A 15935-nucleotide genomic window follows, 5' to 3' on the forward strand; every position below is an offset into this window, starting at 1 on the left:
TAAACAGAATATCAAACATAAATMCKCWCTTTGCGGCGTGATTATACTCAAAACCCTCTACGCCTAAAGAAAAAGCGGCTCGAAAGCCGCTTTTATATAGAAAGTTCGTTATCTGTGGTTTCGATTAGGCGAAAAACACCATCAACATCAGTACTGGGCAAACTAGGCGTACATACCAAGGCCAAATTTTCCAGAACAGGCTGTTTTCCACTTCTGGGCAACCTTGTTTCAGCTCCGATAGGATCTGGTTACGATTCCAAATCCAACCCGCAATCAGAGTGATCAGTAACGCGATGATAGGTTGAGAGTACACAGTCGTGAATTCAATCACCAATCCAAACAGACTAGAGAAGTTCAACACAATCACACCTGAGATCAGAGTAACTAAACCGCCAATCCATACTACAGCTGTGGTGCGTCTTTGTTGTAACTCCTCCACCGCACAGGCCACTGGCACTTCCAACATAGAGATTGAAGAAGTCAGCGCAGCAATGATCATCAGTAAGAAGAAGATAATCCCAATCACCGCACCGATTGCACCCATGGTGTCAAACATTGCAGGCAACACGGTAAACACCAATGTGTCTGAGTTGAGTAACTCACCTGATGCAGAGAAAATCTCTACGCCATTGTGTTTTGCAACAAACATGGCTGGCAAAACCATCAGGCCTGCAATAAAGGCAACACCAGTATCAATCAAAGCCACTTGAGCCGCCGTTTTCGGCAGGTTCGCTTCTTTATTCAAGTACGAACCATAGGTGGTCATCACACACACACCCAGTGACAATGAGAAAAATGCTTGTCCCATGGCACTAACCACCACTTCAGGTGTGAAGTGGCTGAGATCAGGCACCAAGTACATTTTGAGGCCATCCATCGCACCTTCTTGTGTGAAGATGTAAATCGTCAGCAAGCCAAACAGAACAAATAGTAGAGGCATCAGGCGTGTAGACCATTTCTCAATACCGTTAGCAACACCATTACGCACGACGAACATGGTCAGAACCATGAAAGCAACCATTAGGAGAAGGTTTCGCTCTGTACTGAATGAGGTTAACCATTGGCTAGCACTTTCAGCACCGATCAGCGTTAAACCACTTCCAAACAGCGAACCTACCAGCCAACCCGCTACGATTGCGTAAAAACTGAGAATCAGTGAAACCACGATCATGCCGACTACACCGAGCAAAATGGCACCTAATTTGCCTTTTGGCCAGACCGAGCGAAATGCACGGATCGGGTTAGATTGGCCATAACGGCCAATAGTCAATTCAGCAACCAGCATCGGATAAGCCAGTAAAAAGACCATACAAAGATAAACCAGAAGGAAAACGGCTCCGCCATTACTCGCCGCTTGAGTTGGGAACCCCCAAACATTTCCGAGCCCAACCGCAGAGCCAGCTGCGGCCATAATAAAACCAAATCGAGAGGTGAACTGACCTCTAGAACTACTTGCCATATTTGCTACCAATAAATTGTGTTTGTCTGGTTATCATCTCAGGGTGTAAAAATAAAATTACACCTAACAGAATCATCACTAACCCAAGAAGTATGGCAAGTAAATCAGTTCGAGAATAAAATTGGAAGTCCGAACAGTCTAATTTGCTAGTCACCAGTGAGTTTTCTGGTGTGTTTGTTTATTTTTCATCCAAAGACTGACGCCTTACACTTATATTTACAAATTAATAACACGAACATCCTGCCCAACTATTCTATTAATTTGGTCGCTTAGCTTTCTTCTCTTATGCTTTCGCTTTACTATCCCCTTTGAATATCTGTTTCTTATTGGATAAGCATGGACAAGGTTTATCACTTCCTGACTCTACTCAGTATCGGCATCTATTGGCTATTAGTGGCTGGTGTCACCATTCGCGTTGTTCTTAAAAGACGCGCGGTGAGTGTTTCACTGGCTTGGCTGATGGTGATCTACATCATTCCGTTTGTGGGAGTGCTCTGCTATTTCCTGTTTGGTGAGCTTAATCTCGGCCGAAAAAGAGCTGAACGCGCCAAAGAGATGTTCACCCCATTTGGCCACTGGTTCCGCTCACTCAATGATTGTCAAGCTCATGTACAAGAAGGCATGGGCGCGCACATTTCACGCATTGATGAACTGTGTAACAACCGGATGGGAATCCCTGCCCTAAGTGGAAATACCCTATCACTCCTCAATTCACCCAATGAGATCTTGCACTCTGTCATTGAAGATATTGAACGCGCTCAATATCAAATCCGTATGGTGTTTTACATCTGGCACCCCGGTGGTTTAGCTGATGCAGTGGCTTCAGCATTGATTCAAGCCTCAAAACGCGGAGTGGATGTCAAATTGTTGCTCGATTCAGCGGGCAGCCCGCGGTTTTTCCGCAGCTCTTGGGTAAAAATGATGCGGGATGCAGGAATTGAAGTCGTACAAGCTTTGGAAGTAAGTCCATGGCGTATATTCTTGCGTCGCCTCGATTTGCGCCAACATCGTAAAATCATCGTTATTGATGATGAGATTGCCTATACCGGCTCAATGAACATGGTTGACCCAGCCTTCTTCAAACAAAATGCTGGTGTTGGACAATGGGTCGATATCATGGTGCGGATTACTGGACCAACGGTGAATGTGCTATCAGCAATCCATTGCTGGGATTGGGAGTTTGAAACAGGTTCACGTATGTTGCCCAAACGCCCTGAATGTCGTCTTGACGAAAATCAGCCGCAGCACCCTATCCAAGTCGTTCCTTCTGGCCCGGGTATGCCAGAAAATTTGATTTCACAGGTACTGACTTTAGCGATCAACCAAGCGAACCGTTCTGTGTGTATCACTACACCTTATTTCGTTCCCAGCGCCGATCTGCTGGCGACATTAAAGATGACAGCTCAACGCGGGATCAAAGTCGATATCATCATCCCGAAAAAGAACGATTCACTGATGGTGCAATGGGCATCAAGAGCATTCTATGGCGAGTTGCTCGAAGCAGGTGTACAGATCCATGAGTTTGATGGTGGCTTACTACATACCAAATCCGTTGTCATTGATCAGCAGTTCTGCTTAGTGGGAACCGTGAATCTGGACATGCGCAGTTTGTGGCTGAACTTTGAATTAACTCTGGCGGTAGATGATTTGGAATTCACTCAACAGATGCATTGGCTACAGCAGCAATACATCACTCAATCACATTCCATTATTTACTCAAAGTGGGAACAACGCCCATGGCATCACCGATTCCTAGAGCGCCTGTTTTATCTATTCAACCCGCTTTTGTAATTTTCTTACCGCGCAGGGTTGCAATCCAGCGCGGCTCCATGTTTTAAATAATCCTTTGTAAAATCAGACAAGGACAGCAGATGTCAGAAGGTAACAAAACCCGCCTTGTAACGGCGGGACGCAATAAAAAATGGACTCTCGGCGTAGTGAACCCTCCCGTACAACGAGCTTCGACCGTCGTTTTTGAGACTGTGGCACAAAAAAATCAAGCCGCGGTAAACCGTGCTAACAAAACGCTGTTTTACGGACGTCGTGGCACTACCACTCATTTTGCTTTTCAAGATGCGATGGTTGAGATTGAAGGTGGTGCAGGCTGTGTACTTTACCCTTGTGGTGCGGCCGCCATTACCAACGCAATTCTCTCTTTTGTTGGCCATGGCGACCATATTTTGATGGTTGATACCTGTTATGAGCCGACCCGTGATTTCTGTGAAAAAGTTCTCAAGAAGCTTGGCGTATCAACCACTTATTACGATCCAATGATTGGTGAAGGGATTCGCGAACTGATCCAACCGAATACCAAAGTTCTGTTTACCGAATCTCCCGGTTCACTGACGATGGAAGTGCAAGATATTCCAACGCTTTCTCGCATCGCTCATGAGCACGATATTATTGTGATGCTGGATAACACTTGGGCAGCAGGTGTGCTTTTCTCTCCTTTTGAACACGGTGTAGACATTTCGATTCAGGCAGCGACGAAATACATTGTCGGCCATTCGGATGTCATGCTGGGTACGGCGGTCGCCAATGAAAAATGTTGGGAACAACTGCGTGAACACAGTTACCTGATGGGGCAATACGCTTCTCCAGATGACGTTTATATGGCGATGCGCGGCCTACGCACACTTGATGTGCGCTTACGCCAGCATGAACAAAACAGCTTACGCATTGCCCAATGGCTACAAACCCGCCCAGAAGTGGATCATGTTCGCCACCCTGCATTGGAAACTTGTCCGGGACACGAGTTTTTCGAGCGTGATTTCAATGGCGGGAACGGTCTGTTTTCTTTCGTTCTCAAGACTACCCACCTGCTGCAACCACTGCTCTGTTAGATGGTATGCAACATTTCAGCATGGGATTCTCTTGGGGAGGATTTGAAAGCTTGATACTGGCGCATGAGCCAAAAGCATTTGCTTCACTACGCTCTGTTGCTAACCCGTATTTCACTGGCACTTTAATTCGTGTTCATATCGGGTTAGAAAACGTTGAAGACTTGATTGCAGACCTTGAAGCTGGGTTTGAGCGCTATAACCAAATTGTTAATTCATAATTACTTTTGAGTTCAATCATGTAGAAAAATAGGGGCGCATGCCCCTATTTCTTTGATTACGCCTGACGATTAGGGCAGCCTACTAAATGGTCATTCACCATTCCGACGGCCTGCATAAAGGCATAACAAATCGTTTCCCCCACGAATTTAAAGCCTCGTTTCTTGAGAAATTTACTCATGGCTTTCGATTCTTCCGTCGAGGCTGGCACCTCACTCATATTTTGCCAATGATTGACCTTGGGTTGGCCATCCACAAACTGCCATAAAGCCGCATCCAAAGAACCAAACTCTTGTTGCAGAGCCAATGCCGCCCTTGCATTAGAAAATACAGAGGCGATTTTTCCGCGATGCTTTACCACATCGTAATGAGCAATAATATGTTCCACGCGACTGTCATCGTATTGCGCCAAACGCTGCAAATCATACTCTTCAAACGCCTGACGGTAGCCTTCGCGCTTTTTCAAGATGGTGATCCAGCTAAGCCCCGCCTGTGCGCCTTCTAAAGTAAGAAATTCAAACAATTTAGTGTCATTGTGAACAGGGACTCCCCACTCTTGGTCGTGATATTCACGCTCTAACGGGTGGTTCATCGCCCAAGCACAAACCTTTTGTTCTGCCGCGTCCATAATCCCTCTCTGACATAGTTCATTGTGGTTTGGTTTCCTCAACCTTGTATAACCGAGTTTGATTCTCTTTGCTACCGCGAACGAGCCAAAAACAACCCTATGTCCTTTTCTGATACAAAGTAAAAAAGGCCAATACAGTATTGGCCTTTTAACACGATGAGAAGTTTAGTTAGAACAATTCCCATCTTTGACTTGTGCTAACACAAGGTATGTTACTCAACAATGTTAGCGACTTAGATTAATCCCATGGACAACATTGCTCGGCTAACTTTCAAGAAACCGCAAATGTTGGCACCTGCTACATAGTTGCCCGGAACGCCGAATTCGATCGAAGTTTCATAGCAATCGCGATGAATGCCAATCATGATTTCCTGTAGTCGCTTCTCAGTGTATTCAAAGCTCCAGCTGTCACGGCTTGCATTTTGTTGCATTTCTAAAGCGCTGGTCGCAACACCACCAGCATTGGCCGCTTTACCCGGTCCAAAACTTATGTTGTTGTCGAGGAAAATTCTGATCGCTTCTGGCGTGCTTGGCATGTTGGCACCTTCTGCGACCAACTTACAGCCGTTTTTCACCAAGAGTTCCGCATCATGCCCATTAAGCTCATTTTGAGTCGCACAAGGTAAAGCAAAATCACACGCAATGCTCCAGATGTTGCCTTCTTTGATGAACTTGCTGCTGGCTTTGCGTTCTGCATAAGCCGTCAAACGTAAACGCTCAACTTCTTTAATTTGTCGTAACAGAGCAACATCAATGCCACTTTCATCGATGATAACACCACTAGAATCTGAACAGGCAATCACTTTTGCCCCAAGTTGCTGAGCTTTTTCAATCGCATAAATTGCTACGTTACCTGAGCCAGAAACCACGCCCGTTTTGCCTTCTAGACATTCGTTGCGAACTTTAAGCATTTGCTCAACAAAGAATACCAAGCCATAGCCCGTAGCTTCGGTGCGCGCACGGCTACCGCCATAGTGAAGCCCTTTACCCGTCAATACGCCTGACTCATATCGGTTAGTAAGGCGTTTGTATTGACCAAACAGGTAGCCAATTTCACGACCACCAACACCAATATCTCCGGCTGGAACATCGGTGTGCTCACCTAAGTGACGATATAATTCCGTCATTAAGCTCTGACAGAAACGCATGATTTCTGCATCCGATTTACCCTTAGGGTCGAAATCACTACCGCCTTTTCCGCCACCAATCGGCATTCCAGTCAGCGCGTTTTTGAAGATTTGTTCAAAACCTAAGAACTTGATGATGCCTAGGTAAACAGACGGGTGGAATCGCATACCACCTTTGTAAGGGCCAAGGGCACTATTGAATTGAACGCGGAAAGCGCGGTTGATATGGATTTCGCCCTTATCATCTTGCCAAGGAACGCGGAAGATGATTTGACGCTCTGGTTCACAGATGCGTTCGATAATCTTCTGTTGTGCCAATTCTGGGTATTTCACAAGAACTGGCCCAATGGTTTCTAATACTTCATGTACCGCTTGGTGAAACTCAGTTTCACCCGGGTTACGCTTTAAAATATCTTGGTAAATGGGCTCAAGCTTTTCGTCGATACGACTGGCCATACGAATATCCTTATAATCCAAGTGAGTAACAAACAGATTGACAACTGGTCAATCCAAATCCATGAAAATGACAAAAAGTATCATTTATAAGTTTTGCTCGAGCAAGCATTAGAATAGTGCTATCGCCCATTAGAAACATTTGATTACTAAATAAAATCTTTTGACTGATAAGCCAATGGGTAACAGCTTTGATGAAAAAATCGTCTTGAACCTACGATTTTAAATTCGCTGACTCCATCCCAGAGTTGCTGTGACCGAATTGACTCTCCATCAGAAAACGAAAAGAGCGGTACTTCCACCGCTCGATTTAATATTAAAGGCTTACAAATTTCGAAACTCGCGATTCACTTTGAACGCTTCAGAAGTGACGTACGCTTCCATAGTACGAACTTTCCCTTCGACGTGATCCAAATCTTGTTCCAGGGTACGCATTAAACCTCGCGCATCTTGCCCTTGCGCCCAGGGTTTGCTTTTCAAGGTATGCTCCTGCTTAGCGCGCAGGATTTCTTGATAAACAACGGGTTGCTTCTCTAACATCAACGCCAAAGCCACATAAGCGACCAGCACTAAGAAGGTTCCACCTAACAATGCTGCGGTGATGACTAAAATACGCACCAACCAAGTTTCAAGCCCGAAGTAGTTAGCTAACCCTGCACACACTCCTGCCAATTTGCCATTGACAGGATCGCGATAGAGTTCCTTTTTACTCATAATGACGCCTCCAGTTTGGTGCTTCGGCGTCTAAGATGCGCTCAAGAGTTTCAACTCGTCCACGTAGACGCTCCGCTTTTTCGGATAACGTATGCAATTGGCGCATTTCGTCTTCTGACAGCCCCGCTTCAGCTCGACGTTTACTCCGATAGTGGAGAACCAGCCAAAGCGGTGCGACAAAAATACAGAAGACGATCAGCGGCACTGCAATAAAAAATGAGGACATAATCTACTCCCAGTTATTGGTCGGATTTCATTTGAGCTTTGAGTTTATTGAGCTCTTTTTCAATCTCATCTTGTGCCTGCAACTCAGCAAATTCCTGTTCAAGGGATTTTGCTTTACCAGATTGCGCATACAGATCAGCTTCAGCTTCTAGCTCATCAACCTTGCGTGAGAACTGCTCAAACTTAGCCATCGCTTCTTCAGTGCGGCCAGCGTGCAAATGACGCTGTACATCACGGCGATTACTCGCGGCTTGGCTACGAATTGCCAATGCTTGTTGTTTTGCGCGAGTTTCGGTGATTTTGGTTTCTAGCTTGCTGATTTCACCGGTCAGCTTCGTAATGGTTTCTTCTACCAAAGTCTGCTCCGTGTGTAACTCCTTTAGTACATGTTGCAGTTTCTGTTTTTCGATTAATGCGGCGCGAGCCAAATCTTCACGCGATTTTTCCAGAGCTAACGTGGCTTTGTTCTGCCAATCTTGCAACTGGTTTTCAATACTGTCGACTTTCCGCGCCAGTTCCTTTTTATCCGCCATCGCCTTCGCTGAATTTGTACGTACTTCAACGAGCGTATCTTCCATTTCCTGAATAATCAGACGAATCATCTTCTCTGGATCTTCGGCTTTATCGAGTAGAGCACTGATATTAGAATTTACGATATCTGCAAAACGAGAAAAAATACCCATGACGTTTCTCCTGTCAGTCAATGATGCATTTGTGCACCGAGATTACGACTACAGCCCGATGCTGCGCGTTCGATGCAGAGATCAATCCAAATAACATGCCAAGTTTAAAGCTATTAATTATCAAAGACTTATAAATAAGGCCATTTTTCCATTAAGCATGCTATGATGATTTTCACCAACAGTTGGTCAATTTCACCACTTCGAGGATACGAGGATGCAGCAGAGCTTACTTGGCGAGTCACCCGCTTTTCTAGCGGTCTTAGATAAAGTATCGCGTTTAGCGCCGATCGATCGTCCTGTATTGGTGATTGGCGAGCGAGGAACGGGTAAAGAACTGATTGCACAGCGTCTGCATTACTTATCTAAACGTTGGGAGAACCCTCTAGTTTCACTCAACTGTTCAACACTCAGCGAAGGATTGATCGATTCAGAACTTTTCGGCCACGAATCTGGCTCTTTTACGGGAGCGAAAGGTCGTCACCAAGGTCGGTTCGAACGTGCTGAAGGCGGCACGCTGTTTTTGGATGAATTGGCCACTGCACCACTGGCAGTGCAAGAGAAACTGCTACGGGTGATTGAGTACGGTCAATATGAGCGTGTAGGCGGCAATCAGGTGCTCAATGCTAATGTGCGTTTAGTCTGCGCCACAAATGCTGATTTGCCGCAAATGGCTAAACAAGGTCAGTTCCGAGCTGATTTGCTCGATAGGCTGGCCTTTGATGTGATTCATTTGCCACCTTTGCGCCATCGCCCAGAAGACATTTTGCTGCTCGCCGAGCATTTTGCGATTCGTATGTGCCGTGAACTGCAATTACCTTTGTTCGTTGGCTTTAGCCGTAATGCCCTGAGCCAGTTACAAGATTATCCTTGGCCAGGTAATGTCCGTGAGCTTAAAAATGTTGTTGAACGTGCGGTTTACCAACATGGCTTAGATAATCACCCCATCGATCAATTGGTGTTTAATCCATTTCAATCAGGTGACAACGTCACCGAAACTGCAACTAATGCAACTAAAATGGAACCGGATGAAACGGAGCAACCACACTTTCGCTTACCGATTGACTACAAGACTTGGCAACAGCAGCTCGATATTGAGCTACTGCAAACCGCGCTCACTCAAGCCAAATTTAACCAAAAGCAAGCCGCACAGCTGCTGGGACTGAGCTATCATCAATTTCGGGGGATGATGAGAAAGTACCCTCAAATGAATAACGAAAACGCCTCACAACAAGACGAGTGATGTGCGGTAAATGCGCCTTTTCACTTGGTTTCGCCCAGAAAACAATGGTAAATTAGCGGGATTTTGAGGCTTGGCAGCAATGCAGGCTGCGCCTCGTGACTGACTCAGATCACTATGAATGCATTTAAACGATTTACGCTAGGGCTGTGCAGCATGGGTTTGCTGGCAGGCTGCGGAGAAAACATCGACCACAGTAAAATTCGCAGTAGCGGTTTTGTCTATTGTGGTGAAAGTGCGCCGACAACCTTTAACCCCCAATTGGTGGATAACGATATCACCTCTGGCGCACTCGGCCCGCAACTCTATGATACTTTGCTCACAATTGACCCAGAGACACACCTACCCGTTGCTAGCTTAGCCAGTGATTGGAAAGTCAACACCAATGGTACTGAGTATGTTTTTACTCTACGTCCCGATGTTGCGTTTCAAACTACCGCTTGGTTTACACCAACTCGCCCACTGAATGCTGACGACATCGTGTTCAGTTTCCGACGTATTATCGATCCTTCTCATCCTTATCATAAAGTCAGCCAAGCGCACTATCCTTGGTTCAAAGGTATCGATTTCCAAAATTTATTGGTTGAAGTAACGGCGATTGATGATTTAACGGTGAAGTTTACTCTGAGCCGACCAGATAACAGCTTCTTGTCTAACATCGCTACGAGCCACGCAGTTATTCTTTCACAGGAATACGCCAACCAATTGATTATTGATGATGAGAAAGAGAAGTTAGATTCATTCCCGATCGGCAGTGGGCCTTTCTATCTCGCGGAATACCACCCTCGCGATTTGATCCGTTTGAAACGACACCCTCAGTATTGGAATGGCGTCGCCAAAGTCGAGCAAGTAGTTTTTGACATTTCGCAACGTGGTACGGGCATGTTAGCCAAACTATTGCGTAACGAATGCGATATTTTGCATGCACCGATTTCAAGCCAGATCCCTGCAATTGAGAAGAACAAAGAGATTGTTCTTACTAACACACCAGCGATGAACGTGGCTTTTATTGCGGTGAATACTCAGCATCCAGCATTAAATGATACCCGCGTGCGTAAAGCACTTAACTTTGCGATTAATCGCCAAAACATCTTGGATTCCGTCTATTACGGTACAGGTAGCATCGCGTTTACCATATTGCCGCCTACGTCTTGGGCTTATCAGCAAGATGCGGTACAAATACGTTACGACCGCAATTATGCGCAAGCCTTGCTGCGTGAGGCGGGTTACGCCAATGGTCTGCATCTGACCATGTCCGTCCCTGTTGACCCGAAAGCTTACAACCCAAGCCCACGCAAAACTGCGGAACTGATCCAAGCCAATCTGGCGGATATTGGTGTCACTCTGCGCCTGATTAGCGAAGATCGTTCCGAGCGCCAAGAACTGGGCGAACGCAACAACATCGACCTGTTTTTAAGTGGCTGGAGAGGCGATACGGGTGATCCGGATAACTTCTTGCGACCTCTGCTTTCTTGTGATTCAAACCGAGCGGGATTGAACGTTTCTATGTGGTGTGACAGCGACTTTGATTTCCTGCTGGATCTTGCTCTTGAGGTGAATAAACCACGCTATCGCTTAAACCTCTACCGTCAAGCACAGAACATTCTTAACCAAGAATTCCCGGTTATCCCACTAGCGCATGGCGTACAGTTTACAGCGTACAATAAGTCTCTAACTGGCGTTCGTTTGAGTCCGTTTAATGTTCAGCCATTTAATACCGTTGAGAGGGTGGCCGAGTAATGTTTGTTTATACGGTACGTAAATTTAACTTATTCATCATTACCTTGCTGATCCTGACTTTAGTCGGTTACAGCTTGGCGAGATTTGATCCTCATTCTCCTTGGACTCTACTCAGTTTTTGGCAAGGTTGGTCAACCTATTTAGTACAGCTGATGGAACTCAATTTTGGTCTGAACAAGAATGGCGTGCCCATTATCAATGAGTTAGCCGTTGTTTTTCCTGCGACCATTGAGCTTTGTGCCATCGCTTTCATCATGTCTCTATTGATCGGGATCCCTATCGGCACGCTTGCGGGCATGCGCCAAGGTAAATGGTTAGACACCATCATTTCCTTTATTTCTATGTCTGGCTACTCAGCACCAATATTTTGGTTGGCACTGATGATGATCATGGTGTTTTCCCTGCACTTCCCTGTGTTTCCGGTCGCTGGGCGTTATGATTTGCTATACCAAATCGAACATGTCACGGGATTTGCTCTGGTTGATGCGTTTTTATCGCAATCCCAATACCGCAGCCAAGCTCTGCAAAGTGTGATAGAACATTTGACACTTCCCTGCTTAGTTCTTGCGCTTGCTCCAACGACCCAAGTGATTGGGCAAATGCGTGCCTCTGTCGCAGAAGTAATGAACCAGAACTATATTCGCGCCGCCAGAATTAAGGGTTTGTCCAACTACGAAATCGTCACTCAGCACGTATTGCGTAATGCCATTCCGCCAATGATTCCTAAGTTTGGTGTGCAACTTTCTAGCATGATCACTCTGGCCATCATTACTGAATCGATTTTCAACTGGCCGGGTATTGGTCGTTGGCTGCTTGATGCTTTGGCCAACCGTGATTTTATGTCGATTCAAGCTGGCGTGATCGTAGTAGGTATCTTGATTTTAACCGCCAATATTCTCTCCGATTTGATTGGTGCCGTAGCTAACCCATTGGTAAGGAAAGAGTGGTATGTTAAGCGATAGTATTTATCAAGAAGAGCATATTCCTACCCAATTCGAGCGTTTCTGGCGTAGCTTTCGTGCGAACAATCTCGCGATGTTTGGCTTGTGGTGTTTATTGCTTATCTGCCTTGTGACCATTCTGTCACCTTGGATTGCGCCTTATGACCCACAAATGCATTCGAGCGTGTTACTGCTCCCCCCTTCTTGGGAGCCTGAAGGTACGGTTGATTACTTCCTTGGTACTGATGATTTAGGACGCGACATTTTATCTCGTCTGATTGATGGTTCACTGCTCAGTATCGGCGCGGCGATCCTCATTACTGTTATCGCGACCTTAGTAGGCGGAACCATTGGTGCGTTAGCAGGCATGACCAAAGGTTTGCTCTCCAGTACGCTCAACCACCTGCTCGACACGGTGATGTCTATCCCATCGCTGCTGCTGGCGATTATTTTCGTGGCTTTTTTAGGCGCGGGGGAATTCAACGTACTGCTTGCCATTGGCCTTGCGCTAATCCCACGCTTTATTCGTTCGGTTTACGTCGCAGTCCATAATGAAATAGAAAAAGACTACGTAATGGCAGCTCGTTTAGACGGCGCTAATGAATTCTACTTACTGTGGCACTCGATTTTTCCCAACGTGCTCCCAGTGATCGTCGCTGAAATCACCATGGCACTGTCAATCGCTATACTGGATATTACTGCGCTGGGCTTCTTAGGGCTTGGGGCACAATCACCGAGCACAGAATGGGGTGCTATGTTGGGCGACTCGGTAGAGTTAATTTACATCGCCCCTTGGACAGTGACTCTGCCCGGTTTGGCCATTATGTTTACCGTGGTGATGATTAACTTGGTTGGCGACGGTGCTCGCCAAGCACTGAATGCAGGAGTCGAATAATGCCGTTACTTGATATTCGTCACCTAACGATTGAGATTGAAACACCGCAAGGCTTAGTCAAAGCGGTAGACCGCATGAGCCTCACTATGAATGAAGGTGAGATTCGCGGTCTGGTGGGTGAATCAGGCTCAGGTAAAAGCTTAGTGGCGAAAGCCATTGTCGGTATTTGCAAAGAAAACTGGCGTGTCACTGCTGACCGTATGCGCCTTGGCAATATTGACTTACTTCAGCTTACACCGCGCGAACGCAGACGAGTGATTGCCCGCGATGTCGCAATGATTTTCCAAGAGCCTTCAACTTGTCTTGACCCGTCTGAAGAAGTTGGCCGACAACTGATTGAGTCCATCCCATTTCGTACTTTTGAAGGCCGCTGGTGGGAACGCTTCACTTGGCGTAAAAAACAGGCGATTGCTCTGCTGCATAAAGTGGGTATCAAAGATCACAAAGACATCATGTCCAGTTATCCTTACGAGCTCACCGATGGTGAGTGTCAAAAAGTGATGATTGCCATGGCGATTGCCGCCAAACCGAAACTGTTGATTGCCGATGAGCCGACCAATGACGTTGACCCGATCACTCAATCGCAAATTCTGCGCCTGCTCAGCCGAATGAATCAGGTTAACAACACCTCGATTTTGCTGATTGGGCATGACTTAACCACCATCACGCAGTGGGCCGATCGCATCACGGTAATGTATTGTGGCCAATCGGTTGAATCTGCCGATACTGCGAAAATTATCGCGGAACCTAAGCACCCATACACCGCCGCGCTTTTGAAAGCGATGCCGGATTTCAGTGACTGGATCCCACATAAACAGAAGCTACAATCACTTCCTGGTTCTATTCCACCGTTGCAGCACTTACCTATCGGCTGCCGCTTGGGGCCACGTTGCCCTTACGCGCAGCGTCAATGTGTAGAAATGCCCCATTCTCGCTGGATTAAGAACCATAAGTTTTCCTGCCACTTCCCTTTGAATATGGAGTCGCAACCATGAGTGCGCTGTTAGAAGTCACCGATCTGCATAAAGACTTTGTCACTCGCTCCGGTTTTTTACGCAAACAGATCCAGCATGCTGTAAAACCCGTTAGCTTCACGCTTGAAGCCGGACAAACCATTGGTTTTATTGGGCAAAACGGCTCTGGCAAATCAACGCTGGCACGTATGCTTGCTGGTATGGTTGCACCGACAGGCGGAGAAATTCGCGTTAACGGCGAACTTTTGGAACACAAAGACTACGCGACACGCTGTAAGTTAATCCGGATGATTTTCCAAGATCCGAATACTTCACTTAACCCGCGTTTGCAAATTGGGACGATTCTGGAAGGGCCACTCAAGCGAAACACCAGTATGACGCCAGAAGCCCGCATGCGCCGCGTGAAGGACACTTTGCAACGTGTAGGCTTACTGCCCGAGCACGCCTATTTCTATCCACAAATGTTGGCAACAGGGCAAAAACAGCGTGTCTGCCTTGCGCGTGCATTAATTCTGCAACCTTCGATCATTATTGCCGATGAAGCGTTGAATGGTCTGGATATGGCGATGCGTTCGCAAATCCTCAATCTGTTTTTAGAGTTACAAGAGGAAATGGGCGTTTCTTTTGTGTATGTGTCACAACATATCGGGGTGATCAAACACATCACGGATAAAATCATCGTCATGCATGAAGGTGATGTCGTAGAAGCGGGGGATACTCACGAAGTACTGGCCGACCCGCAACACCCGATCACACAACGTATGATTGAAAGCCACTTTACCAAGGCTCCAACCTTTAAGTATTAAGCCATGATAAGAAGGATTGCGCTTGGGGTACTCATGCTGATTAGCCCCATCATTTTTGCCCAAGAAAATTGGCGTAATCCTACTTTTATCGAGCGTGCTTTTCTCGCCGTCGCGTTACATAACGAATATTCATCAGGCGAGAAGCCGCTCAGTAAATGGCAAGAGCCTATACGCATCTATTTTGAGCACCAAGTCCCTGATCAAGCCCTGCATGAACAGCTCGCGCGTGACCATATCCAACACCTTACGCAAATTACCGGACACCCCATCCAAGTCGTGTCCAACAGAGTGCAAGCAAATGTGATATGGGTGTTTACCCAACAATCAAAATGGGCACAAGCACTTGAAGAAGTGGCAGGAAAATCAGCAATACAGCCTATGCATGGTGCAATTTGTCAGGCCAATTACACCACCAACGCTACATCAGAAATTATTGCGGCTTCAGTGGTTATTCCAGTTGATCAAGCACGGGGACACGGCAAGCTTTTAGCGTGCATCGTCGAAGAAATCACTCAAATCATGGGCTTACCAAACGATTCTGAGCTCGCCTACCCTTCAATATTTAATGACAATACACCGGAAGACTTACTCTCACCGCTTGATGTCATTCTACTGCGCTTGCTCTATGAACCAGAGCTAGCAATCGGTATGAATAAAACCCAAGTTCAGCCAATCATTCGGGCTAAGCTCAAGCAGTATCAGCAACAAGGTGTATTGGAGAAAGCGGTGGGAGTAGCGCGTTCCTCACCGCTGTATGAATGGTTGCGCTAGTTTCACCAGCAAAAAATGCTCGGTAAGAACTTAGCGACGGTTAGCGAGCTTTTTCAGTTCAAAATCAAACTCATCAGGGAACAAAATCACCCCTTCTTCATTGTCATTTGGAAAAACCACGACTGACAAATCATCCTGCTCTAACCCTTGAGTCCAGTGGCTAAACCATTTGTTCAGTCCAATCGATTCTGGCTCACACTCTCGCCCAATCTCCCGTTGCCAA

Annotated in this window: 14 protein-coding genes and 2 pseudogenes; 9 read left to right on the forward strand and 7 right to left on the reverse strand. The window is 46.4% G+C overall.

What is annotated here, in order from left to right; translation table 11 throughout:
* Positions 1–124 precede the first annotated feature (124 nt).
* A complete protein-coding gene (locus tag D908_RS17620; RefSeq protein ID WP_005522313.1) occupies positions 125–1459 on the reverse strand; it encodes a sodium-dependent transporter in 1335 nt (444 codons plus the stop codon).
* A 336-nt stretch (positions 1460–1795) separates the two neighbouring features.
* Here D908_RS17620 and cls point away from each other — a divergent pair, with 336 nt between their 5' ends.
* The gene (cls, locus tag D908_RS17615) at positions 1796–3250 is read left to right on the forward strand and encodes a cardiolipin synthase (protein ID WP_005522314.1); all 1455 of its coding nucleotides are present in this window, start codon (positions 1796–1798) and stop codon (positions 3248–3250) included.
* A gap of 80 nt (positions 3251–3330) precedes the next feature.
* A pseudogene (locus D908_RS0118775) lies at positions 3331–4520 on the forward strand (cystathionine beta-lyase).
* Positions 4521–4576: 56 nt separating this feature from the next.
* Here D908_RS0118775 and D908_RS17610 read toward each other — a convergent pair.
* The 5 genes from D908_RS17610 to pspA form a co-directional block, all read right to left on the reverse strand.
* Positions 4577–5146 carry a DNA-3-methyladenine glycosylase I gene (locus tag D908_RS17610; protein WP_005522315.1) on the reverse strand — a complete coding sequence of 190 codons (570 nt, stop codon included), beginning with the start codon at positions 5144–5146 and terminating at the stop codon, positions 4577–4579.
* Between the two features lie 233 nt (positions 5147–5379).
* On the reverse strand, positions 5380–6729 hold the full coding sequence (gene gdhA / locus D908_RS17605; RefSeq protein WP_000168333.1) for an NADP-specific glutamate dehydrogenase: 1350 nt from the start codon (positions 6727–6729) through the stop codon (positions 5380–5382).
* Positions 6730–7050: 321 nt separating this feature from the next.
* Positions 7051–7440: an envelope stress response membrane protein PspC gene (pspC, locus tag D908_RS17600; protein ID WP_005522318.1), complete on the reverse strand. Its 390-nt coding sequence runs from the start codon at positions 7438–7440 to the stop codon at positions 7051–7053.
* Positions 7433–7666 carry an envelope stress response membrane protein PspB gene (gene pspB, locus D908_RS17595; RefSeq protein ID WP_005522320.1) on the reverse strand — a complete coding sequence of 78 codons (234 nt, stop codon included), beginning with the start codon at positions 7664–7666 and terminating at the stop codon, positions 7433–7435. Before pspB ends, pspC begins: the two co-directional genes overlap by 8 nt.
* Before the next feature lie 13 nt (positions 7667–7679).
* Complete coding sequence (gene pspA, locus D908_RS17590) at positions 7680–8348, reverse strand: phage shock protein PspA (RefSeq protein ID WP_000511043.1); 669 nt, start codon at positions 8346–8348, stop codon at positions 7680–7682.
* 214 nt (positions 8349–8562) lie between these two features.
* On the opposite strand from pspA, the gene pspF reads away from it, so the two are divergent.
* The 7 genes from pspF (at position 8563) to D908_RS17555 (ending at position 15712) form a co-directional block, all read left to right on the forward strand.
* Complete coding sequence (pspF, locus tag D908_RS17585; RefSeq protein ID WP_005522323.1) at positions 8563–9588, forward strand: phage shock protein operon transcriptional activator; 1026 nt, start codon at positions 8563–8565, stop codon at positions 9586–9588.
* 153 nt (positions 9589–9741) lie between these two features.
* Complete coding sequence (locus D908_RS17580) at positions 9742–11325, forward strand: ABC transporter substrate-binding protein (protein ID WP_172462045.1); 1584 nt, start codon at positions 9742–9744, stop codon at positions 11323–11325.
* Positions 11325–12287 carry an ABC transporter permease gene (locus D908_RS17575; RefSeq protein WP_000498488.1) on the forward strand — a complete coding sequence of 321 codons (963 nt, stop codon included), beginning with the start codon at positions 11325–11327 and terminating at the stop codon, positions 12285–12287. Before D908_RS17580 ends, D908_RS17575 begins: the two co-directional genes overlap by 1 nt.
* Complete coding sequence (sapC, locus tag D908_RS17570; RefSeq protein WP_000947597.1) at positions 12274–13161, forward strand: putrescine export ABC transporter permease SapC; 888 nt, start codon at positions 12274–12276, stop codon at positions 13159–13161. Before D908_RS17575 ends, sapC begins: the two co-directional genes overlap by 14 nt.
* The gene (locus D908_RS17565) at positions 13161–14156 is read left to right on the forward strand and encodes a peptide ABC transporter ATP-binding protein (RefSeq protein ID WP_001128848.1); all 996 of its coding nucleotides are present in this window, start codon (positions 13161–13163) and stop codon (positions 14154–14156) included. The genes sapC and D908_RS17565 overlap by 1 nt, the downstream gene beginning before the upstream one ends.
* The gene (locus D908_RS17560) at positions 14153–14941 is read left to right on the forward strand and encodes a peptide ABC transporter ATP-binding protein (RefSeq protein WP_001275026.1); all 789 of its coding nucleotides are present in this window, start codon (positions 14153–14155) and stop codon (positions 14939–14941) included. Before D908_RS17565 ends, D908_RS17560 begins: the two co-directional genes overlap by 4 nt.
* A 3-nt stretch (positions 14942–14944) precedes the next feature.
* A complete protein-coding gene (locus D908_RS17555) occupies positions 14945–15712 on the forward strand; it encodes a DUF2927 domain-containing protein (protein ID WP_032467495.1) in 768 nt (255 codons plus the stop codon).
* Between the two features lie 30 nt (positions 15713–15742).
* Here D908_RS17555 and D908_RS17550 read toward each other — a convergent pair.
* Positions 15743–15935, reverse strand: a pseudogene (locus tag D908_RS17550) (DUF2750 domain-containing protein); the annotation flags it as partial.

This window comes from Vibrio mimicus CAIM 602 (assembly GCF_000338875.1).
GTDB lineage: Bacteria > Pseudomonadota > Gammaproteobacteria > Enterobacterales > Vibrionaceae > Vibrio > Vibrio mimicus.

Bases quoted from the DNA above. Each gene is read 5' to 3' on its own strand.
- cls (WP_005522314.1), top strand. From the start codon at position 1,796: ATGGACAAGGTTTATCACTTCCTGACTCTACTCAGTATCGGCATCTAT.
- pspF (WP_005522323.1), top strand. From the start codon at position 8,563: ATGCAGCAGAGCTTACTTGGCGAGTCACCCGCTTTTCTAGCGGTCTTA.
- D908_RS17610 (WP_005522315.1), bottom strand. From the start codon at position 5,146: ATGGACGCGGCAGAACAAAAGGTTTGTGCTTGGGCGATGAACCACCCG.
- pspB (WP_005522320.1), bottom strand. From the start codon at position 7,666: ATGTCCTCATTTTTTATTGCAGTGCCGCTGATCGTCTTCTGTATTTTT.
- sapC (WP_000947597.1), top strand. From the start codon at position 12,274: ATGTTAAGCGATAGTATTTATCAAGAAGAGCATATTCCTACCCAATTC.
- D908_RS17555 (WP_032467495.1), top strand. From the start codon at position 14,945: ATGATAAGAAGGATTGCGCTTGGGGTACTCATGCTGATTAGCCCCATC.
- D908_RS17580 (WP_172462045.1), top strand. From the start codon at position 9,742: ATGGGTTTGCTGGCAGGCTGCGGAGAAAACATCGACCACAGTAAAATT.
- D908_RS17565 (WP_001128848.1), top strand. From the start codon at position 13,161: ATGCCGTTACTTGATATTCGTCACCTAACGATTGAGATTGAAACACCG.
- pspA (WP_000511043.1), bottom strand. From the start codon at position 8,348: ATGGGTATTTTTTCTCGTTTTGCAGATATCGTAAATTCTAATATCAGT.
- D908_RS17575 (WP_000498488.1), top strand. From the start codon at position 11,325: ATGTTTGTTTATACGGTACGTAAATTTAACTTATTCATCATTACCTTG.
- D908_RS17620 (WP_005522313.1), bottom strand. From the start codon at position 1,459: ATGGCAAGTAGTTCTAGAGGTCAGTTCACCTCTCGATTTGGTTTTATT.
- pspC (WP_005522318.1), bottom strand. From the start codon at position 7,440: ATGAGTAAAAAGGAACTCTATCGCGATCCTGTCAATGGCAAATTGGCA.
- gdhA (WP_000168333.1), bottom strand. From the start codon at position 6,729: ATGGCCAGTCGTATCGACGAAAAGCTTGAGCCCATTTACCAAGATATT.
- D908_RS17560 (WP_001275026.1), top strand. From the start codon at position 14,153: ATGAGTGCGCTGTTAGAAGTCACCGATCTGCATAAAGACTTTGTCACT.